Raw genomic sequence first — 20,927 nt, 5'->3', positions numbered from 1 at the left:
TCCGGGCGCGCCTTGGCTCAGTTGGCCAGACGCGCCTGGATGATGTCGCGCAGCTGCTCGACTGCGGCTTTCTTGATCTGCGACACGCGCCCGGTCGAGACTTCGAGAATGGCCGCGATTTCATACACGTTCAGTTCCTCGACATAGTAGAGTTGTAGAACCAGCGCGCTGCGTTCGGGCAATTCGCCGATCGATTCCTTGAGGATCACCTTGAGCTGTGTGCGCTCAAGATCATCCTCGGCCGTGCCCTGGGTGTCGCTGAACAGGATCGAATGATCAGTGTAGATCTCGTCGAGCGATTGCACCTGGTTGACTTGGAACCGGTTTTCCCAATCCAGCAGGTCTTCGGGTGGCATCTTCAGCTTTTCGGCCAGTTCGAGCGTTTCCGGCTCGCGCCCCAGTTCTTGGGACAGGTCGCGCCGGGCCTGTTCGACCTTCTTGCGCATGGAAATCGTATTGCGGCATAGGTTTGAATTGCTGCGCAGGTGATCGATGATCGCGCCCCGGACCCGGATCGCGGCATAAGCAGAAAAGCTGACCCCGTCGCAGGCGGTATAGCGTTGCGCCGCCCCGACCAGCCCGACATAGCCCGCCTGCAACAGGTCGTCGATTTCGACATAACGGCTGACCCGCCCGTAGAAATGCCATGCCAGCCGCTGAACCAGCGACAAATGCCCCTCGACCAGGTTGGTCGGAGAGGGTTGCTGTTCCGCATAGCGTAAAGGGGCAATCATGGCCGTGCCTCCGACTTCGTCTTGTGACGGCGAAAAACAATCTGTGGGGAAGGCTCCGCCGGGGTATCCGCTATCTCGGCTTCCGGGGTGGGCGGCGCTGCGGACCCGTCCCCGGACGGGGTCGGGTGCAGCCCGTCCACCAGCGTGTCCGCGGCCGAGAACCACAGCAGGTCAAGCCCGGCCGCCTTAACAGGGGCCAAATCGACATCGGCGATGTCTGCCGGTTCGACATAGCCGATGGCCGCGCTGGACGTGATCTCTTGCCAACGGCTGCCAAGCCGTGTCATCCGGTCCGACCGCAGCCCGTCAGGCAACACAAGCAGCGCCTTGGCTCCCGGTGTGTCCAACAGGTTTCGGGCGGCGCCCTGTGCCGCCTTGGCCCGCCCGGACACAAGAACGATCTCGGTGCCATGGCCCAGCGGGGTGGTCAGATCGGTGGGTGTTCTGAAAACGGTCTTCATACCCAGTAGATGCGATTTCTGTGCCAAAACCGCGCCGTCCGCCTTGGAACCGGTGCCACAAAAAACAAATGTTGCAAGGCTGTGCGGATGTTGCGTCCGGCGCAGCAGCGCCAGTTGAAGCGCCACCTGCGTCTTGCCCGCGCCACACGGACCTACCAGAACGACCCGCGACGCCGCCAGAAGATCGGCTCGCAACAGCGCCGGGTCGCGGCGCGGCGCTGTCTCGTCCGGTGGCTGTAGCGGTTGAGGGTTCCGGTCAGGAGCCGAAGCCCCAGGGGCCGATGACCCGAGAGTTGACTGGGCCTCTTGCAACACCTCGGGGAACGGGCGCGGGGCCGAGCGATCGAGAAACCGGGGCAGGCCCGGCGCGGGCGCGCCAGCGCCAGAGGCCGGTGGCGCAACAGGGTCGGGCGACAAGGGCGCATCGATCATCATGTCGATCCGCGATCCGGGTTTTGGCCCCTGCACGCTGGCGGAAGTTGTCGTCGGAGGCGGGGCCTCGTCCGTGGCGGTGATCTCGACCCGACCGTCCACGTAGACGGTGGACAGGATCAGCGCGTCGGACCCGAAGCGGCGTTCAACAAGCTCAAACGCCGTCGCATTGTCGCGGGCGTAAAACGTCATCGTACTCATTGGCCGGACTCTCTGTCGTCAGGGGCAGGGGGAAGCTGAGCACCGATGCTGGCGGCGATCTCGACCTTGCGGTTGTCCGGCAGTTCCGACACCGCCAAAACGATTGAGGTCACACCATGGGCGCGCAGGAAGGCGGCGAAGGGGCGGCGCAGCTGCGCCGACACGACCACCACAGGCTGGCTGCCCTTGGCGATTACGGATTCTTCGGCGGCGTTGAGCTGCGTCAGGATCTGCCGCGTCAGCCCGTCATCCACGATCAGCCCGGCGGATCCGTGCACCGAGCGCACCAGCAACTCTTCCAGCGCCGAGGACAGCGTGATCAGGTGCAGGCTCTCTTTTAGCGGTGCGATCTGCTGCAAGAGTTGCGGCGCCAGTGCGCGGCGCAGCGTTTCGGCCATGTCCTGCGGGTCGGATACCCGGCCCGACATACCGGCCAGATCCTCGAGAATGCGCGGCAGGTCGGCAATCGGCATGCGTTCGATCAAGAGGCCACGCAACACCGCCGTCAGAACGTGCAGCGGCACCAGTTTTGGCACCACCGATTCCACCAGCGTCGGGGCCACCCGTTCAAGATTGTCGAGCAGGCCCTGCACGTCATCCGCGCCGATCAGGTCGGCGGCATGGGCATACAGCATCTGGCTCAGGTGGGTGGCGATCACCGAGGCGGGTTCGACCACGACATAGTCATCCGCCTCGGCCTCGGTCTGCTGATGCGGTTGGATCCAGACCGCGTCCAGCCCGAAGGATGGGTCTTTCACCTCGATCCCGCGCAGCTTGCGGATGGTGCTGCCGCCCGGCAGCGCCAGCTTGCGATCCGGGTAAGCCGCATCCTCGGCCACCACGGCTTGGCGGATACGGATACGGTAGGTGTTGGTGGGCAGGCCCATGTCGTCGCGGATGCGCACGCCGGGAATGACAAAGCCCATCGCCTTGGACACTTCGCGCCGGATCGAGGTGATCCGCGGCACCAGCGCCCCGCCCGCGCTTTCCTCGATCAGCGGGATCAGGCCAAAGCCGATCTGGATGGTGATCGGCGCGTAATCGGTGACGTCTTCGGCGGTAATCGCGTTCGAGTCGTCGGCATCAGAGCGCGTGTCGGACGCGCCGCCGGACGCCGCGCCTGGCGCGGGCAGGGCGTTGGGGCGCACCGCCGGACCGCCGGCCGGTTTCGCGGTTGCCCCAGTCTCGCCCTTGTCGCGCGTGATCCATGCCACCACGGCGGCCGCCAGCGCAAAGAGCAGGAACAGGCCGTTGGGCATGCCGGGGATCATCCCCATGATACCCATCACCGCCGCTACCGGCACCCAGGCCCGGTGCAGCCCGATCTGCGCGCCGATATGGCCCGCCATGTCCTGGGTCGAGGCCACGCGGGTCACGATGATCGCGGTGGCGATCGACAGCAACAGGGACGGGATCTGCGCCACCAGTCCGTCGCCAATGGATAGCAGCACATAGGTTTCCGCCGCGCTTCCGAAGGACAGCCCGTGCTGCGACGTGCCGATGATGATGCCACCCAAGATATTGGCCAGCAGGATCAGGATTCCGGCAATCGCGTCGCCCTTGACGAATTTCGACGCACCGTCCATCGCACCGTAGAAATCGGCCTCTTCGCCCACTTCGGCCCGGCGCGCCCGTGCCTGTTCTGGCGTCATCAGCCCCGCATTTAGATCGGCGTCGATCGCCATCTGCTTGCCCGGCATCGCATCCAGAGTAAAACGTGCCGATACTTCCGATACCCGGCCTGCGCCCTTGGTGATGACGACGAGGTTGATGATGACCAGAATCAGGAAAACCACGATACCCACCGCGAAATTGCCCGCGATGACGAAATTGCCGAAGGCCTCGATCACCCGCCCCGCCGCGCCGCTGCCGGTATGCCCATCGGTCAACACGATCCGGGTCGAGGCCACGTTCAGCGCCAGCCGCAGCACGGTGGCGATCAGCAGGACAGACGGAAAGGACGAGAAATCCAGCGGCCGGTAGCTGTAGAGCGCCACCATCAGCACCAGCAGCGACAGTAGGATGTTGAAGACGAAGAAGACATCCAGCAGCACCAATGGCAGCGGCAGCACCATCATGGCGACCACGGCCAGAATGCCCACTGGCAAAAGGCTTGCTCCGAGTTGGGGTTTGTTTGCAGCTCGCACCAAAGCAGCCATCAGGGGGTCTTTCCTTGCCTCGTGTCCCCGTCCCAGCTGCAATCTTCATGCCAATCCACGGCACCTTTGACTGACGGGCCCTGACCCAGTTCAGGCCCGATCCGTCACAGCGGCGCAGGCTGGCACAGCCCTTGCACGCAAGCTGATGGGGTGGATGGCTCCTGCTTCAACCGGCGTCGCAATGCGCCATAATGCAGGTGTCAAAATCTGCTTTTGAGAGGAGCCACCCCATGCAAGTTACCACAATCGGCGTTGATCTGGCCAAGAACGTTTTCCAAGTTCACGGGATTACAACCCGCGAAGAAGTGGTGTTCAACAAACCGCTGCGTCGGGCGCAGTTTCTGCCGTTTTTTGCGAAGCTGGAGCCCTGCCTGATCGGCATGGAATCCTGCAGTAGCGCGCATCATTGGGCCCGTGAACTCACCGCATTGGGTCACGAGGTTCGGCTGATCCCGCCGATGTATGTGAAGCCCTATGTCAAACGCGGGAAATCAGATGCCATTGATGCGGAGGCAATTTGCGAAGCGGTGACACGCCCAACCATGCGCTTTGTGGCGATCAAAACGGTTGAGCAACAAGCCCTGCTGTCGCTGCATCGGGCGCGCGACCTTTTGGTTCGTCAAAGAACGCAGTTGATCAACGGTTTGCGAGGACTGGTTGCCGAGTTTGGCATCTACATCCCAAGAGGAGTGGCCCGGGTAATTGCGTTTGCAGAAGACATCACCCTTGGTGAAGTGCTCGACCTGCCGGACATCGCCAACGAGGTGATCCGTAACCTGGCCGAACAGCTCATGGCTCTGCACCGACGGGTTCGCTGGTATGAGGAACGCTTGAAGCAGGTCGCCAAAGAAGATGCGCGTGTTCGTTTGTTGCGCACGATACCGGGTGTCGGCGCGGTAACGGCTTCCGCGATCATTGCCAGCATTGGTGACGGGCATCAGTTCCGGAACGGCAGGGAATTTGCTGCCTGGCTGGGTCTGACCCCCGCAAATAAATCCAGCGGCGGCAAGGAGAAGCTGGGGCGGATCACAAAGATGGGTGACCAGTATTTGCGATCACTGCTTGTCGTCGGCATGACATCACTGGTCCGACAAACACGATCCCATCCCGAGCGGGCCAGCAAATGGTTGACGTCATTGCTTGATCGCAAACCAGCTCGCGTTGCCACCGTGGCCATGGCAAACAAGACGGCCCGGATCGTCTGGGCGGTACTCACCCGCAACGAACCCTACAACCCGCGCACAGCATAACGATAGAAGGAACAAAGAGTTAGCAAGACCTGCGATGTGATGGTGCATAAGTCAGCCGCCAAAACCAGGACACCCCGCCGAATGTCCCGGGCGTCATAGCCCGCTAAGCTGTAAGGGACCTGGTTTGCGGAACCCATCAGGGCCAGCGGTCAAAACCGCTCAAACAGGCCGGACACATGACTGCTTCTGACAAACGCACAAAGCTCATCAAAAATGTCTTGCTATGCAGGAGCCATCCACACATGACAATCGCTGTTCAGCCGGACAAGGACTCGCCCATGTTTTTAACTCTGTTTCGCCTTGCCATCAGCGCCAGCCTGGCTGTGTCGCTGACCGCCTGCATGGCGCCATCCCGCGCCGTCGATGCGCTGCCACCCGCTGCCGAACCGGCGACCCGGGCACTGGCCGAGGTCCGGGACGACCTGACATCTGGCACGGCGCCACGTGCGGCCCGGACCGTGCCGCACCGGCCCGAGGCAACGCAGTTCACCGGGCTTGGTTTGTCGCAGGTCTCGACCCAGCCGGGCGCATCGCAGAACCAAAAGCGCCTGATGGCAATCCGTGCCGCCCGCATGGAGGCGCTGCGTGATCTGACCGAACAGATACACGGTATTCGCCTGACTTCGGACACCACCTTGCGTGACAAGGTCCTGCGCAGCGATCATGTCCGCGGCATCGTTGAGGGCGAGATCCGTGGCGCGCGCACCTTGCGGATCACCCCGAAAGACGACGATTCCTTCGAGGTCGTGCTGGCCCTGTCGCCGGATGTGGTGCGCTATATCATGCGTGCGGTGGGGCGGTCATGACCGCAGAACGGCCCCGAAGCCTGACCGGCGCCCTGTGCCGTGCGGCCCTGATGCTGCTTGCCGTCATGGCCCCGGCTCAGGCCAAAGAGACCGCGCTACAGGTGGAGGCCGTCGGACAGGCTTTCGTAGCGAACGCCGCCGACCGCGACAGCGCCCGCACCCGCGCGCTTAGCGAAGCGCTGGTTTCTGCGGCCTTTTCCGGCGGCGCCACGCTGCAGGGCCATACCGTGCTCGACCGGGGGCGGATCACCGCCGACCTGTCGATCCTGCGCCCGGTGGGCCGGGTTCTGTCCTACAAGCTGCAATCAGCCAAGCTCCAGGGCGACACTTGGACCCTGCGCATCTTGGCTATGGTCGGTCCAGCGCAGGCAGCCCTCTGTTCCGGCCAACGTCGCCTGACGGTCAGCGCCACCCCGCCGGGGATCACCGTTGCACCGAATGCCCCGCCTTGGTCGGGAGCGATGGCCCGGACCCTCGCGCTGGAGCTGGTCGAGACCCTGCGCCGCCACCGCGCGGTCGATCTCGACCGCATCGCACCGGTCCGCAGCGTGCCGGTCTCGGACAGTTTTGACTATACCAACCTGACCCGGGGCACCTCGGCCCCGGCCGCTGGCGATCACCGGATGGACCAGAAGATCGCTGTGAACCGGGTTGGCAACAGGCTTGAACTGACGCTTTTCCTAACCCTGCAGGCGCAGGACGGCACCGTGCTGCGCCGAGAATTGCAACAGGATGCGGTGGTGCCCAAGGGCGGGCTGAGCGGCCTGCTGACCACGCCGTCGCGGCACAAGGTCGAATCCGCCCTGCGCGCCGACATGATCGGCGCGGTGGACGCGCTGCTGGACAAACTGGCCTGCCAGCAGGTGCAGGCGCGGCTGGCGCTTTCGGCCGGCACGCTGCGCGCGCCTTTCGGCACCCGCCACGGGTTGACCCGCAGCGCGCTGGCCTTTGTCGAAAACCGCAGTGATGGGTTCGGCATCCTTGAGGTGGAAACGCTGCGCCGGGACGAGGTCCGCTTGCGGCTGCTTGACCCGACCCGCAGCGCCGCGAGTTTTGACGGCAAGCGGGTCTATTTCGTTGAGGTTGGTCTTTGATGCATCTTCGCGTGATCCGCCTTTGCCTAGTGCTGCTGGCCCTGCTGAGCGGCCCGGTGCGTGCAGACCCGATCTCTGGTCAACAGGTGATCGACCTTGTGCACCAGGCGCTGGACGCCGCAGGGCAGGGCGGTCGCCCGGTCCTGTCACCGCACAGGGGCTTTCCGCCCTGTGCGGCTGACCCCGCCGTCACTGTTTCGAAAGCGGGCTGGAGTGTTGTTGAAATCACCTGTCCTGACCCGCAGGGTTGGACGCGCCGGGTCCGCATCGCGGGAGGGCAACCGATGGCGCGCGCGGCGCGCACTGCGCCGGACAGGCCCACCTCGACCCGTGCCATCGTGCTGACTGAAAGTCTGTCCAAGGGCACGGTTCTGACCCGCGACCATCTTGAGACCCGCGACATTCCCGGCGCCGGACGCGACGGGCGGATCACCGACATGAGCGCTGCTATCGGTCGTCGCCTGAAGGCCAATTTGGGGGCTAGGCAGGCTGTTCTGGCGCGGCATCTGGACCACGACTGGATGGTCCGCGAAGGCGTTCCGGTCACGATCGAGATCAAGACCGGGCCGATCATCATCGAAACCGGCGGCGTGGCGCTGCAATCTGGTCAGCTTGGCGAGGCGATCCGGGTGTCCAACGCCCGCAGCGGCCGCACAATCCACGTCACGGTCACAGGACCGAATAAAACGAGGGTCCGCCCTAATATTCGTTAACGCTGTGCCGTTCACTAAAAAACGCGGGGCATGCTACAGCCTCGGAAACGGAGAGTTGCAATGGTCGATTCAGTCAATTCAACCAACGGTGCAAAACTGCGCCTTCAGTCCGTCCAGACGGGTGGGACCACTGTTGGCCAGGATACAACTGCCTCCTCCGGCAACGTCAAGGCTGTCGACAATGCCCGGCTGAGCGATCAGGCCTCGGTGCAGATGATCAAGACGCTTGCCGAAAACGGTCCGCCCTTTGACGCGGAAAACGTCACCCGTATCAAACAGGCCCTGTCCGAAGGCCGCTATCCGGTGGATTCCCAGCGCATCACGGACAGCATTTTCCAAGATTACAACGCGCTGATGCGCTAATCCAAGGGCTTCCTCACTCATGTCTCATATCGAAATCGCTCTGATTGGCCTGACAACGATCTGCTTGCTGCTGCTGCCCATTGCGCTGCTGTTTCTGCGCCGCATTGCGCACGAACTGGTGTCGCTGAACCGGCAGGCCGCCAAAATTTTGCAAACCGACATTGACGGCATCGCCCAAACAGCGGCCAAGACCGCCGTTCAGTCCGCCGCCGAAACAGGGGATTCGGCCCAGGATGCGACCATACTCACCGAACTGTCCGACAGCATGGCCGAGATGAAGCGCGACTTTGAATGGCTGGTCAGCACCAGCATGATTGAACTGGCTATTAACATGGCGAGCACCGGCCAATCACAAGAGCGGATCGCCAAGCATACCGGCATCAGCACCAGTGAGCTTGACGCCATCCGCAAAGTAGCCAAGCACTGACCCATCTCATATCCAATCTCTGATGGTCGGGTCGTCGTGGTCGGCTGGTGCTCATTATGTGGTCGATGCGCTTGGCGCATCCAGTTTGGGTCATGGCTGTGGGTGAGATGGGTATTTTTTTACCTTTCGAAGGTGCGTGCCAACAAACGGTTTGTTCGACCGTATTCAGCAGATTACGGATGGATTTTCTTGGTGCAGGCCTTTTGGCCTAGCGGTAGGTTCTGTCTGCCATGGGCGTCGAGTCAATTTGGTTTTGCAGCCGTGTCAGCAGCGATTGCTCGGCTCGGTTCAAAGTTGCCTTTGGGTTCCAGACGACATGCACGTCAATCGCGGGCGGGGCTTCGTACGGGGGCACTTGCCACATCATGCCGTCTGCCACATCGCGTTGGGCGACATGCAGGGGCAGGGGGCCAATCCCAAGCCCTGCGATGATCATCCGGCGCACTTCTTCAAGGTGGCTGGATGTGCCCACGACCAGTTCGCCCATATTCGCTTCGGCGCGCATAAGGGCCACGGGTTTCAGCGCGTCTTGCAGCCGGTCGGTTTCAAAGCTGACGGCCGAGTGTCCCTCCAGATCGGCGCGTGTCAGTCCCGTCTGCTGGAACAGTGGATGCGGGGGGCCGCAGAACAAGCCAAAAAACTCGCGGTAAAGGCGTAGATATTCAAGCTTGGGGTTGCGTGTATGCACAAGGCAGACGGCAAACGAAGAAAAGCGCCCCGAAACGCTGCTGACGGCTTCGGACGACGAGAGCACATCAATCGACAGGGTCGCGCCGGGATGTTCGGCATGGAATTCTGCCAGCACCTGATCAAATAATGGGCACACGACATGACTGGCCAAGGCGATGCGCACATGGCCTGTGACCTCATCGGTCATTTCGCGCATGAGGGTCGACAAGCGCAGGATCGAGCCCTGAATATCGACGGCCTCGCGATATAAAACCTCCCCGGCCTTGGTCAGTTCGAAATACCCCGGTTTGCGGTCAATCAGACGCCGGCCTACGCGATCTTCTAGTTTTTTCAATGCGGTAGATAGTGACGGCTGGGTCAGTCGCAGCTTATGCGCGGCCTCGGTCACCGAGCGTGACTGCGCCAGCACCACAAAGCTGCGCAGCAGGTTCCAATCCAGTTCGCGCATCATGCGATCGGCGCGGTCCGGGGTGGATTTGGAGCTATGCATTGATTTCATCAATACCCACAATTCTAATTATCTATTTGATAAATGATTGGCGGCTTTGCATCGTTAACGCAAGCCCTGTCAAATTGGGTGTTTACGTGAGGGGAGATGTATGTCGGTCGAAGCCCGTGAGGCACGACAACCTTGGATTTTGCTGTCGCCTGCGCTTGGCGCGGTAACGTTTCTTTTGCTTGTCCCTTTGATTTTCATCATCGTTTATTCGTTCTGGCTGCGCTCGGCCATTGGCGGCGATCAGGTCGGGTTTTATCTGGACAATTGGCAAAAGGTTCTGACCGACCGATTTTATCGTGACATTCTTCTCAATACCCTAAAGATCGCGGCGGTCACCACGTTTATTTGCGCCTTGATGGGGTATCCTGCGGCGTATTTCATTGCCCGTTCAAAGGGCAGCAAGATGGTTCTTTTGTTGCTTTTGATGTTGCCGTTCTGGATCAGCTACATCATTCGCACGATGAGTTGGATCAACATTCTGGGCACATCCGGGGCGCTGAACACCTTGCTGGTTTCGGTTGGTGTGATCTCTGAGCCTGTGCAGATGCTGTATAACGAAGCCACCGTCATTCTTGGCCTTGTCCACTTCTTGCTGCCGTTCATGGTGTTGAACGTCTATGTCAGCCTTGAAGGGATCGATACCAATCTGGAGGACGCCGCAACCTCGCTTGGGGCGACGCGGTGGCAGGCGTTTTTACAGGTAACTTTGCCTCTGTCGCTGCCGGGCTTGGCGGCTGGCGGGCTGTTGTGCTTTGTTCTGGGCGCGGGCACCTATATCACCCCTGTCATTCTGGGCGGCCCGCGTGATGCCATGTTCGCCAATCTTGTGTTCGAGGCGATCATCACACAGCTGAACTGGCCGCTTGGCTCGGCGCTTTCGTTGCTGCTGCTGATGGTTCTGGGGGTGCTTGTGGCCATCTACAATCGTTATCTGGGCATGTCGCAACTGGCCAAGGGGTTGGGCTGATGGGATGGAATGCAATCCGGATCTGGACCGTCTTGGTTTACGGTTTCATGTTTTTGCCGGTGGCTGTGGTTGTGCTTTTGTCGTTCAACGCCAACCAATTCGGCAGCTTCCCGATGAGCGGCGTTTCCCTGCGATGGTTCGAAGAGTTGTGGCACAACGACGCCGTGATGCGCGCCTTTCGCACCTCGATCGTGTTGGGGCTGATGACGGCGGTGATCTCGACCACCTTGGGTATTTTGGCCAGCCTTGCCTTGGTGCGGTACAACGTGCCGGGGCGCAACACGATCACCACGTTGTTGATCGCCCCTATTCTGGTGCCCGAGGTTGTGCTGGCCGTGGCGTTGCTGCTGTTTCTGAACTGGCTGGGGATTGGCAAAAGCTTTGCCCTGTTGCTGGCCGGGCATGTGATCTTTACACTTCCGTTCGTGATCTTGGTGGTGCAGGCCCGCTTGGTCAGTATCAAGCGCGATGTGGAAGAGGCCGCGTTAAGCCTTGGAGCCAACCCGGTGCAAACCTTTTTCTCGGTCACGTTGCCCCTGATGCTGCCCGCCGTGGCGGCGGGGGCGCTGTTTGCCTTTACCATCAGTTTTGACGACATCACCGGCACGCTGTTCTGGAAGCCCGGCGGTGTCGAGACTGTTCCGACGCAGATCTTTTCGATGCTGCGCAACTCGATCAGTCCGGAAATCAACGCACTTGGCACGGTGATGATCATCATGACCGTCGGTTTGCCGCTGCTGGGGGCGGCGGTGGCCCGGAAACTTGCAATGAAAAGCGGCACCTAAGAACCGCGACCCCCTCAACAAGGAGAGATGAAATGGATAATACCAAAAGATACGAACGACTGCTGGACCGCTATCGCAACGGTGATCTGGACCGGCGGAATTTTCTGGGCCTGATCGGTGCGGCGGGTCTTGCCTATGGCGTGCAAACACCGTTTGCCAAGTTTGCCCACGCACAGGACGTCAAGCAGGTGCGCTTTGACGGGTGGGGCGGCGTTGTTTCCGAGGCGTTCCGCGAACACGCGTTTGATCCCTACACCGAGGCGACGGGTATCACCGTGGTCGATGGCACCTTTGCCGGTAGCGATGAGTATCTGGCGCAGGTTCGATCCAGCCAAGAGGGCGAATACAACATCGCGCACCTGTCGGGTGTGTTTGATTATGCGCGTTACGTGAACTTTGGCCTGACAGTCGAGTTGAATACCGACAACATCCCGAACATGTCGCTGGTCATGGACGCGCTGACAGACGCGTTCCGTGGTGTCACGCCCGATTACCTATCGGCTGTGCCCTATGACTACGGCACAACGGGCCTGGCCTATAACCGCAAGTATATCTCGGACGAAGAGATGAAAGAGAAAGGCGCCAGCATCCTGATCGACGAGGCCTACAAGGGTAAGATCGGCGGTTGGGGCGAGTGGCGCACACGCATTTGGTATGGCGCGTTGCAGACCGGCCAAGACCCCAACAACATTCAGGATATGGAGGCCGTCTGGGACGCCATCCGCAGTCACCGCGATCTGGCGCTGAAATATTGGTCCTCGGGGGCCGAACTGATGAGCCTGCTGGCCGAAGAAGAAATCTACGTGACCGAAGGTTGGTCAGGCCGTATCGCCGCCCTGCAACAAGAAGGCCACGATATCGGCTATTTCGACCCGCCGGGCAGCTTTGCATGGCAGGAATGCCTGCATGTCCTGAAGGGCAGCCCGGTTGAGGCTTGCGAAGAATTGCTGAACTTCATGCTGGCGCCGGAAACCTCGATTGCGGTGGCAGAAGGTCAGAACTATCCGCCGGCGCTGGACGGCACCAAGGTGGATCTGGGCGACAAGATTCCCACTTTGCCCGCCTATGACCCAACCGGCACGCTGGAGTCGCTGACCTTTGCCGATCCGACCTATTGGAATGGCAACGAGGCCGAATGGTCGGAAACCTTCAGCCGCGTGCAGCGCGGGTATTAACCGCTTGGCCTGTCCCGGCATCGCACCGGGGCAGGCCGTTTCGCCCCCTTGCAGGAGAACGTGATGAGTTCCGTCACCTTGAACAATATCGTCAAGCGTTTTGGCAATTTCACTGCCGTGCACCGCTCGTCACTGGACATTGCCGAAGGGGCGTTTGTGACTTTGTTGGGCCCGTCGGGTTGTGGCAAAACCACAAACCTACGGATGATTGCCGGGCTTCTGGATCCGACCGAAGGTGAAATCCTGATCGGTGGCAAGCGTGTGAACGATGTGCCGATCCACAAGCGCAATCTGGGGCTGGTGTTTCAAAACTATGCTTTGTTTCCGCATAAGACCGTGGCCGAAAACGTGGCCTTTGGTCTGAAATATCGCGATGTCGCCAAATCGGATATCCCGGCCAAGGTTGAGGCTGCATTGGACTTGGTGCAATTGCCGGATGTCGGCCACCGTTATCCCAAGGAACTGTCGGGTGGTCAGCAGCAGCGCATCGCATTGGCCCGCGCCATCGTGATCGAACCCGATGTTTTGCTGTTGGACGAGCCGCTGTCGGCCCTCGATGCCAACCTGCGCGAAGACATGCGTGTTGAATTGAAACGCATTCAGGCCCGTATCGGCGTGACGACGGTGTTTGTGACCCATGACCAATCCGAGGCGCTGGCGATGTCGGACCAGATCGTCGTGATGTCTGCCGGTCGGGTCGAACAGGTGGGCGCGCCTGAAGATGTCTACAACACACCCGCAAGCGAGTTTGTGGCGAATTTCCTTGGGGCGTCCAATATTCTTGAGGCCAAGTGCACCGGCACGCGGGCGGATGGTGACGTCACGCTGGAGGCTCCGATTTTCGGACAGATGACCGTGCCTGCGGCCAAAGCTCCAAGGGTCGAGGGTGCAGGCCCCGCCAAGCTTGTTGTTCGTGCCGAAAAGCTGCTTTTGTCGAAAGAAAAAGCCGCTGAGGGCGTGGTATCGGTTCCGGCCACCGTGGAAACGGTGGATTACCAAGGTCAGGCCGTGCGCTATTTCGTGCGGGCGGGCGAGACCCAATTGCAAGCGATCAACATGATAGATGGCCACCCGTTTGCCGAGGGCAGCCAAATCAATTTGCATTTGCGGCCACAGGATTGTGCCGCATTGCCGGGGGAATAAGATGAACCAAAGACCAAGCCATTTGTTCTATCAAGGACGTCAGCGCCGCCCGGTGCTGGATCAGGCGCGTGGCGTCTATATGTGGGATGTGGATGGTAAGCGGTATCTGGACGGGTCAAGCGGGGCGATGGTGTGCAACATCGGCCATTCGAATGAAAACGTGCTTGAGGCGATGCGTCGCCAGATGGAGAAATCCACCTTTGGCTATCGTCTGCATTTCGAAACGGAAGCTTCGGAAAAACTGGCCGCCAAAACTGCCGCCTTGTGCCCCGAGGGGTTGAACCGGGTGTTTTTTGTTTCGGGCGGCTCTGAAGCGGTGGAAAGCGCGATGAAATTGGCACGGCAATATGCCATTGCCGTGGGGAAAGACAGCCGGTGGAAGATCATTTCCCGCGCGCCCAGCTATCATGGCTGCACGTTGGGGGCCTTGGCGATCACGTCGTATGATCCGCTGACCAAACCGTTTGAGCCGATGATGCAGGCGATGCCGAAAATTCCGGCACCGCGCGCCTATCTGGATGGGCTGGACCCCGAGGACGAGGCGACAGGCCATCATTACGCCGACATGCTAGAGGCACAGATATTGGCCGAAGGGCCGGACACCGTGCTGGCCTTTATCGTCGAGCCGGTCGGCGGGGCCTCAACCGGGGCTTTGCCGCCGCCCAAGGGCTATATGGAACGTGTCCAAGAGATTTGCCGCAAATACGACGTGTTGCTGATCCTTGACGAAGTGATGACCGGCGCAGGCCGCACTGGCAAGTTTCTGGCCTGTGAACATTGGGATTTGCAGCCCGATATCATCGTGATGTCCAAGGGGTTTGCCGCAGGCTATGTCCCCTTGGGGGCGATGGCCGCTCATGAACGGCTGGTCGAGGCCGTGTTGGATGCGGGCGGTTTCCTGCATGGCTATACCTATGCCGGAAACCCTCTGGCCTGCGCGGCGGGCGTCGCGGTGATCGAAGAAATCGAACGGCAGGGATTGGTGCAGAACTCCGCCACCATGGGCGCGAAACTGATGGACCGGCTGGAGGGCCTGATGCAGCGTTATCCGATCATTGGTGATGTGCGCGGCATGGGCCTGTTGACGGCGTTCGAGTTTATGGCCGACCGCAAGACCAAAGCGCCCTTGCCCGCGCATTTGAAAGCGTTCGACCGGTTCGTGAACATAGCCTACGACAACGGCCTGATTGTCTATTCGCGGCGCACCCGCAACGGGGTCGAGGGGGATCATATCATCGTGGCCCCGCCGATGATCGTGACCGAGGGGCATCTGGATGAAATCACCCAGATGCTAGATACCTCGCTGGCGCAATTCACTGATGAAATCCGCCCCGAGCTGGACAAAATCGCATAAGGATAGGCCCATGTCAGGCATCATCATCACCTGTGCTGTCACGGGTTCAATTCATACGCCGTCGATGTCGCCGTATCTGCCGATTACGGCGGATCAGATCACGCAACAGTCGATTGGCGCCGCGCAGGCCGGGGCTTCGATCCTGCATTTGCACGCGCGCGATCCTGAAACCGGACGGCCCTCGGCCAGCGCAGATCACTTCATGGCCTTTCTGCCGCGCATTCATGCTGGCTGCGATGCGGTGCTGAACCTGTCCACCGGCGGTAGCGCGATCATGAGCCTTGATGAACGGCTGGCAGCCCCAAAGCGGGCGGCGCCAGAAATGGCCTCGTTGAACATGGGGAGCATGAACTTTGCCCTTTATCCTGCCGCAGAGCGCATAACCGACTGGCAGCATGACTGGGAAAAACCGTTCTTGGAAGGCTCGGATGATCTGGTGTTTAAGAACACGCCGCGCGATATCGCGCGCATCCTGACCGAACTTGGCACCGATCGTGGCGCGCGGTTCGAATTTGAATGCTACGATCTGTCCCATATCTATATGCTCAAACATTTCGTGGATCGCGGGTTGGTGCGCGCGCCCTTGTTCATCCAATTCGTTTTTGGCGTCTTGGGCGGCATGGGGCCCGACCCGGAAAACCTGACCCATATGGTGCGCATCGCCGATAAGCTGTTCGGCGATGATTACATGTTTTCGGTGCTGGCAGCGGGCCGCCACCAGATGCCCTTGATCACCATGGCGGCGGCCATGGGCGGGCATGTGCGCGTCGGGCTTGAGGATAGCCTGATGATCGCGCGCGGAACGCTTGCCGAAACCAACGCCCAACAGGTCACCAAAATCCGTCGCATTGTCGAGGATTTGGGACGCACCGTTGTGACCCCGGACGAGGCGCGCGCGATGCTGGGCCTCAAGGGGCGCGACAAAACCGCGATTTGAGGTCTTGGTGATGATGCAATTTCGCACCGTTCAAAACGACCATGATGTTGATTTGCTCGACACCGCCCTGCGCCATCTCAGCGATGATTTGGGGGATGTGCATGTGGCCGGGCAGGATGCGTTGAACGCGGCTTTGGGTGGTGCGTTTCCCTCTGCCCATGCCATTCTGGCGCTGGAGGATGAGGCCCTGCGCGGTGCGGTTCTGTTCAGCCCGGTTTTTTCCACGGTGCGCGGGGCGGCGGGGCTTTACGTTTCCGACCTTTGGGTGTCGGATGAGGCACGTGGCAAGGGGCTGGGCCGCAGGCTTTTGGCGGCTGCGGCAGACCGCGCCGGGCATCTGTGGCACGCCGATTGGATGTCTTTGGCCGTCTATCATAGCTCGGACGCCTCGCGCCGGTTCTACCAGCGTCTTGGGTTCGCGCCCGACACCGCCGCAACGGTTATGAAACTGGGGCCGGATGGCCTTGGCCGATTGATAAGGGATGCAGGATGAAAGCGATATTCGATGACCGGCAATGGCGTCACGACCCCAAGAATTTCATGGCCAACGGCAAACTTTTGCCAAGCCCCGAACAACCCGCCCGGATCGAAAAACTGACCGAGGGCGCACGCGCCGCTGGCTGTACGATGCAAGGCTGCGGCGACGCGGGCCTTGGGCCGATTGCCGCGCTGCATTCGCCCGAATACGTTACGTTTTTGCAAAATATCTACACGCGCTGGCAGCGTATCCCTGATGCGGGGGATGAGGTGATCCCCAACATTCACCCTGCCAACCGCAGTGATAGCTACCCCAAATCCGCAGTTGGGCAGGCGGGCTATCATCAGGCCGATACCGCCTGCCCGATTGGCGAAGGCACATGGGAGGCTGCCTATTGGTCGGCGCAAGTGGCCGTGACCGGGGCCGATCTGTTGATGGCCGGAGAACGCGCCGCCTATGCCCTGTCGCGCCCGCCGGGGCATCATGCCTTTGGCGATCTGGCAGGTGGCTTTTGCTTTTTGAACAACGCGGGCATTGCCGCAGAGCGGCTGCGCGCCAAGGGCTTGCGACCGGCCATTCTGGATGTGGACGTGCATCACGGAAACGGCACGCAGGGTATTTTCTATGACCGCGACGATGTGCTGACCGTGTCGGTTCATGCGGATCCGATCCGGTTTTATCCGTTTTTCTGGGGCCACGCGGATGAACGCGGCACCGGGCGCGGGATGGGCTATAACCTGAACCTGCCACTGCCACGCGGCACCGATGATGCGGCCTATCTTAAAACGCTTGATACCGCGCTTGAGAGGGTTTCCGCCTTTGGGGCCGATGTGGTTGTGGTGGCATTGGGCCTTGATGCCTATGAAGGCGACCCGTTCCAAGGCTTTGCGGTGACGACCCCGGGGTTCGGCCAGATCGGCGCGGCGATTGCCGGGCTTGGTCTGCCGACCCTGTTCGTTCAGGAAGGCGGATACCTGTGCGATAAACTGGGCGAAAACCTGACCGCCGTGCTGACCGGGTTTCAGGCGGCATGACACATCCCGACATCATCGTGATCGGTGGCGGTATCGCCGGGGTCAGCGCCGCGGCTGAACTGGCCGCTTTCGCCCGTGTTGTCCTTTTGGAAGGTGAGCCGCAGCTTGGCTATCATGCCACGGGCCGATCGGCGGCGGTGTTCATTCGCAACTATGGCAACGCCACTCTGCGTGCGCTCAATGCGGTTTCTGCGCCGCTGTTGGACCACCCCGAGGGTGTGTCCGATCACTCGCTTCTGTCACCGCGGGGCGAATTGATGATCGCCACCGAAGACGAACTGGACGCGCTTGAGGTCTATTGCGCCGGGGCCAGTGGCATTGAACGGGTCACCCCTTCGCAGGCCGTGGATATGGTGCCGATACTGCGCCCTGACCGGATTGCCGCCGCCGCCATCGAACATGACGCGCAGAACATCGACGTGGACCGCATGTTGCAGGGCTATGCGCGCTTGTTCAAATCTCGGGGGGGTAAGGTCATCACCGGCCAGCCGGTGACGTCGATCACCCGTCAAGGTGACGATTGGCAGATGTCTTTCGGCGACCGGACGCTGACCGCGCCTATCGTGATCAACGCCGCCGGGGCGTGGGCCGATCAGGTGGCCGCTCTGGCAGGCGTCGCGCCTGCCGTAATTCAACCGTTTCGCCGCTCGGCTGCGATCATCCCCGCGCCCCAAGACCATGACGTGGATCACTGGCCGGTTGTCGTTTCGGCCTCGGAATCGTGGTATGCGAAACCCGACGCGGGCAAGCTGATGGTGTCGCCCGCCGATGAAGATCCGGTCGATCCGCATGATGCATGGGTCGATGACATGGTTCTGGCCGAAGGTCTGCACAGGTTCGAACAGGCCGTGACAATTCAAGTCACGCGCGTCGAACACAGTTGGGCAGGACTGCGCAGCTTTGCCCCCGACCGCTCGCCGGTGGTCGGATTTGACGCCGAGGCCAAAGGGTTTTTCTGGCTGGCCGGGCAGGGCGGCTATGGGGTGCAAACCGCCCCGGCCTTGTCGCGCTTGGCCGCCGCTGTGGTCACAGGCACCGAACCGGCACTGGACGCGGCCACGCTTTCGGCGCTATCGCCTGATCGATTTCAACACCTCAAAAAGGACGTCACAAAATGACCGATATCACCCGCGCCCATGTGGGCCAACGCATGAGCCAGATCGTCACCCATAATGGCACGGTCTATCTGGCCGGACAGGTCGGCAACCCCGGCGACAGCGTGGCCGAGCAAACCAAAACCTGCATCGAAAAGGTGGACACCCTGCTGGCCGAGGCCGGATCGGATCCCACACGCATTTTGCAATGTACGATCTGGCTGGCTGATATGGCCGATTTCGCCGAGATGAACGCGGTATGGGATGCATGGGTGCCCGACGGCCACGCGCCCGCCCGCGCCTGCGGCGAGGCCAAGCTGGCCACCCCCGACTACAAGGTCGAATTTCTGGTGACCGCCGCGCAAGGCTGACCCCAAAAGCGGGCCGCCGGAATGTGGGCGGCCCCTTCTCCTTCATTGTTCCAAAAATACTCTCGCCGAAGGCGGCCCGCCATCTGCCGTATTGCACATGCGTTTGGTCAATGGACGCCGCGCGATGCTTGCGCTATCAGGCCCCTGACACCACGATGAAAGGCACGCCCATGTCCGGCCACGGCACCCCTATCCCAATGTCCTCGCACCGGTCTACGGGCCTTTCAGGCACAGCCGATGTGCCCGGCGACAAGTCGATCTCGCATCGTGCGTTGATCCTTGGGGCGTTGTCGGTGGGTGAAACCGTGATCACCGGCTTGCTGGAGGGGCAGGATGTGCTGGACACAGCCAAGGCGATGCAGGCCATGGGGGCGGATATCACGCGCGACGAACATGGCACATGGCGGGTGCATGGTGTCGGTGTGGGTGGGTTTGCCGAACCCGGTCAGGTGATCGATTGCGGCAATTCCGGCACCGGGGTGCGGCTGATCATGGGCGCGATGGCGACCTGTCCGATCACCGCAACATTCACCGGTGATGCGAGCCTGAACAAACGTCCGATGGCGCGTGTCACCGATCCGTTGGCCCTGTTCGGGGCACAAGCGGTCGGGCGGTCTGGTGGGCGGTTGCCGATGACGATTGTCGGGGCAGATGATCCCTTACCAGTGCGCTACACCGTGCCGGTGCCCTCGGCGCAGGTGAAATCGGCGGTGTTGTTGGCGGGGCTGAACGCGCCGGGACAAACCGTCGTGATCGAACAAGAGGCCACCCGCGACCATACTGAGCGGATGCTGGCGGGCTTTGGCGCGCAGATCACCACCGAAGACACGGATGAGGGCCGGGTCATCATCTTGACCGGACAGCCTGAATTGAGCCCGCAAACCATTGTCGTGCCGCGCGATCCAAGTTCGGCGGCGTTTCCGGTTTGTGCTGCGCTGATCACCGAAGGCTCGGATGTGCTGGTGCCGAATATCGGCCTGAACCCCACCCGCGCGGGTCTGTTCACCACGCTGCGCGAGATGGGCGCAGATCTGAGTTATGAAAACCAACGCGAGGAAGGCGGAGAGCCGGTGGCCGATCTGCGCGCACGTTTTTCGCCCGATATGACCGGGGTCGAGGTGCCGCCCGAACGCGCCGCGTCGATGATCGACGAATATCCTGTTCTGTCCGTGGTCGCGGCTTTTGCAAAGGGCGACACGGTGATGCGCGGCGTTAAAGAGTTGCGCGTCAAGGAATCCGACCGGATCGAGGCCATGACCACCGGCCTGCGCGCCAATGGCGTCGCGGTCGAGGACGGCCCGGACTGGTGGATCGTGACGGGCCGCGGCATGGGCAACGTGCGGGGCGGGGCCACCTGCGCCAGCCACCTTGATCACCGCATCGCCATGTCGTTTCTGGTGATGGGGCTTGCCACGCAATCGCCGGTGCATGTGGATGACGGCGGCCCAATCGCCACATCCTTCCCGGTGTTCGAGCCGCTGATGGCCGATCTCGGCGCTGACATTCGGCGCGGCTGAGGGGGCGGTCTGGTCGCCCTAAACTCGTTCTTTGACGAAATGGTCAATGTCCGCTGTGCGGACTTTGCTTCTGATCCTTCGATGCCCCACTCGGAATCAAGGCCGAAGGCCGCCGAGCATCGCCTGACCGTCCCGCGGTCTGGCGATTTGGCGGGGCTTGGTGCGCGGCCTGACTGAAGCAATGACTAGGCAGGCATAAAGCTCTGCATCTCGCAGGTCGGATCGCCAGCCCACGGTCAGGCG

General features: G+C 61.2%; 21 protein-coding genes. 17 read left to right on the top strand and 4 right to left on the bottom strand.

Going from position 1 to position 20,927, the window contains the following annotated elements; genetic code table 11:
* Nucleotides 1-17 precede the first annotated feature (17 nt).
* Genes HAT86_RS13915 through flhA form a run of 3 tightly spaced genes read right to left on the bottom strand, consistent with a single transcriptional unit; the run spans nucleotide 18 to nucleotide 3,987 of the window.
* Complete coding sequence (locus HAT86_RS13915) at nucleotides 18-734, bottom strand: sigma-70 family RNA polymerase sigma factor (protein WP_167199026.1); 717 nt, start codon at nucleotides 732-734, stop codon at nucleotides 18-20.
* Nucleotides 731-1,828, bottom strand: coding sequence for a flagellar biosynthesis protein FlhF (locus HAT86_RS13910; protein ID WP_167199023.1), 1,098 nt, complete (start codon nucleotides 1,826-1,828; stop codon nucleotides 731-733). Before HAT86_RS13910 ends, HAT86_RS13915 begins: the two co-directional genes overlap by 4 nt.
* Nucleotides 1,825-3,987: a flagellar biosynthesis protein FlhA gene (flhA, locus tag HAT86_RS13905; protein WP_167199020.1), complete on the bottom strand. Its 2,163-nt coding sequence runs from the start codon at nucleotides 3,985-3,987 to the stop codon at nucleotides 1,825-1,827. The genes HAT86_RS13910 and flhA overlap by 4 nt, the downstream gene beginning before the upstream one ends.
* Before the next feature lie 230 nt (nucleotides 3,988-4,217).
* Between flhA and HAT86_RS13900 the strand changes: the two genes are divergently transcribed.
* The 6 genes from HAT86_RS13900 (at nucleotide 4,218) to HAT86_RS13875 (ending at nucleotide 8,640) form a co-directional block, all read left to right on the top strand.
* Nucleotides 4,218-5,237, top strand: coding sequence for an IS110 family RNA-guided transposase (locus HAT86_RS13900; RefSeq protein WP_167199017.1), 1,020 nt, complete (start codon nucleotides 4,218-4,220; stop codon nucleotides 5,235-5,237).
* A gap of 278 nt (nucleotides 5,238-5,515) precedes the next feature.
* Nucleotides 5,516-6,043, top strand: coding sequence for an LPP20 family lipoprotein (locus tag HAT86_RS13895; RefSeq protein ID WP_167199013.1), 528 nt, complete (start codon nucleotides 5,516-5,518; stop codon nucleotides 6,041-6,043).
* Nucleotides 6,040-7,137, top strand: a complete 1,098-nt coding sequence (locus HAT86_RS13890) for a hypothetical protein (protein WP_167199010.1) — start codon at nucleotides 6,040-6,042, stop codon at nucleotides 7,135-7,137. Before HAT86_RS13895 ends, HAT86_RS13890 begins: the two co-directional genes overlap by 4 nt.
* On the top strand, nucleotides 7,137-7,850 hold the full coding sequence (gene flgA / locus HAT86_RS13885; protein ID WP_167199051.1) for a flagellar basal body P-ring formation chaperone FlgA: 714 nt from the start codon (nucleotides 7,137-7,139) through the stop codon (nucleotides 7,848-7,850). The genes HAT86_RS13890 and flgA overlap by 1 nt, the downstream gene beginning before the upstream one ends.
* Before the next feature lie 60 nt (nucleotides 7,851-7,910).
* A complete protein-coding gene (gene flgM / locus HAT86_RS13880) occupies nucleotides 7,911-8,213 on the top strand; it encodes a flagellar biosynthesis anti-sigma factor FlgM (protein ID WP_167199007.1) in 303 nt (100 codons plus the stop codon).
* Between the two features lie 64 nt (nucleotides 8,214-8,277).
* Nucleotides 8,278-8,640 carry a hypothetical protein gene (locus HAT86_RS13875; RefSeq protein WP_167199004.1) on the top strand — a complete coding sequence of 121 codons (363 nt, stop codon included), beginning with the start codon at nucleotides 8,278-8,280 and terminating at the stop codon, nucleotides 8,638-8,640.
* A 208-nt stretch (nucleotides 8,641-8,848) separates the two neighbouring features.
* Here the strand turns inward: HAT86_RS13875 and HAT86_RS13870 are convergent, their stop codons facing one another.
* The gene (locus tag HAT86_RS13870; protein WP_231125917.1) at nucleotides 8,849-9,829 is read right to left on the bottom strand and encodes a LysR family transcriptional regulator; all 981 of its coding nucleotides are present in this window, start codon (nucleotides 9,827-9,829) and stop codon (nucleotides 8,849-8,851) included.
* 100 nt (nucleotides 9,830-9,929) lie between these two features.
* Between HAT86_RS13870 and HAT86_RS13865 the strand changes: the two genes are divergently transcribed.
* The 11 genes from HAT86_RS13865 to aroA all read left to right on the top strand — a co-directional run bounded on the left by HAT86_RS13865 (nucleotide 9,930) and on the right by aroA (nucleotide 20,684).
* Entirely contained in the window at nucleotides 9,930-10,796 is an 867-nt protein-coding gene (locus HAT86_RS13865) for an ABC transporter permease (RefSeq protein ID WP_167199001.1), read from the top strand.
* Nucleotides 10,796-11,581, top strand: a complete 786-nt coding sequence (locus HAT86_RS13860; protein ID WP_167198997.1) for an ABC transporter permease — start codon at nucleotides 10,796-10,798, stop codon at nucleotides 11,579-11,581. Before HAT86_RS13865 ends, HAT86_RS13860 begins: the two co-directional genes overlap by 1 nt.
* Before the next feature lie 32 nt (nucleotides 11,582-11,613).
* Nucleotides 11,614-12,756, top strand: coding sequence for an ABC transporter substrate-binding protein (locus HAT86_RS13855; RefSeq protein ID WP_167198994.1), 1,143 nt, complete (start codon nucleotides 11,614-11,616; stop codon nucleotides 12,754-12,756).
* A gap of 63 nt (nucleotides 12,757-12,819) precedes the next feature.
* Nucleotides 12,820-13,899, top strand: coding sequence for an ABC transporter ATP-binding protein (locus tag HAT86_RS13850; protein ID WP_167198991.1), 1,080 nt, complete (start codon nucleotides 12,820-12,822; stop codon nucleotides 13,897-13,899).
* 1 nt (nucleotide 13,900) lies between these two features.
* Entirely contained in the window at nucleotides 13,901-15,253 is a 1,353-nt protein-coding gene (locus HAT86_RS13845) for an aminotransferase family protein (protein WP_167198988.1), read from the top strand.
* A 10-nt stretch (nucleotides 15,254-15,263) separates the two neighbouring features.
* A complete protein-coding gene (locus HAT86_RS13840; RefSeq protein WP_167198985.1) occupies nucleotides 15,264-16,190 on the top strand; it encodes a BKACE family enzyme in 927 nt (308 codons plus the stop codon).
* A 10-nt stretch (nucleotides 16,191-16,200) separates the two neighbouring features.
* A complete protein-coding gene (locus HAT86_RS13835) occupies nucleotides 16,201-16,683 on the top strand; it encodes a GNAT family N-acetyltransferase (RefSeq protein ID WP_167198982.1) in 483 nt (160 codons plus the stop codon).
* Nucleotides 16,680-17,702 carry a histone deacetylase family protein gene (locus HAT86_RS13830; protein ID WP_167198979.1) on the top strand — a complete coding sequence of 341 codons (1,023 nt, stop codon included), beginning with the start codon at nucleotides 16,680-16,682 and terminating at the stop codon, nucleotides 17,700-17,702. Before HAT86_RS13835 ends, HAT86_RS13830 begins: the two co-directional genes overlap by 4 nt.
* A complete protein-coding gene (locus tag HAT86_RS13825; protein ID WP_167198976.1) occupies nucleotides 17,699-18,820 on the top strand; it encodes an NAD(P)/FAD-dependent oxidoreductase in 1,122 nt (373 codons plus the stop codon). Before HAT86_RS13830 ends, HAT86_RS13825 begins: the two co-directional genes overlap by 4 nt.
* Entirely contained in the window at nucleotides 18,817-19,167 is a 351-nt protein-coding gene (locus HAT86_RS13820) for a RidA family protein (protein ID WP_167198973.1), read from the top strand. The genes HAT86_RS13825 and HAT86_RS13820 overlap by 4 nt, the downstream gene beginning before the upstream one ends.
* Before the next feature lie 170 nt (nucleotides 19,168-19,337).
* The gene (gene aroA, locus HAT86_RS13815) at nucleotides 19,338-20,684 is read left to right on the top strand and encodes a 3-phosphoshikimate 1-carboxyvinyltransferase (RefSeq protein WP_167199045.1); all 1,347 of its coding nucleotides are present in this window, start codon (nucleotides 19,338-19,340) and stop codon (nucleotides 20,682-20,684) included.
* Nucleotides 20,685-20,927 lie beyond the last annotated feature (243 nt).

The sequence above is a fragment of the Roseovarius gahaiensis genome (assembly GCF_011601345.1).
Lineage (GTDB): Bacteria > Pseudomonadota > Alphaproteobacteria > Rhodobacterales > Rhodobacteraceae > Roseovarius > Roseovarius gahaiensis.
Note: the sequence above shows the minus strand (reverse complement) of the source record. Positions and strands in the feature narration are given on the sequence as shown.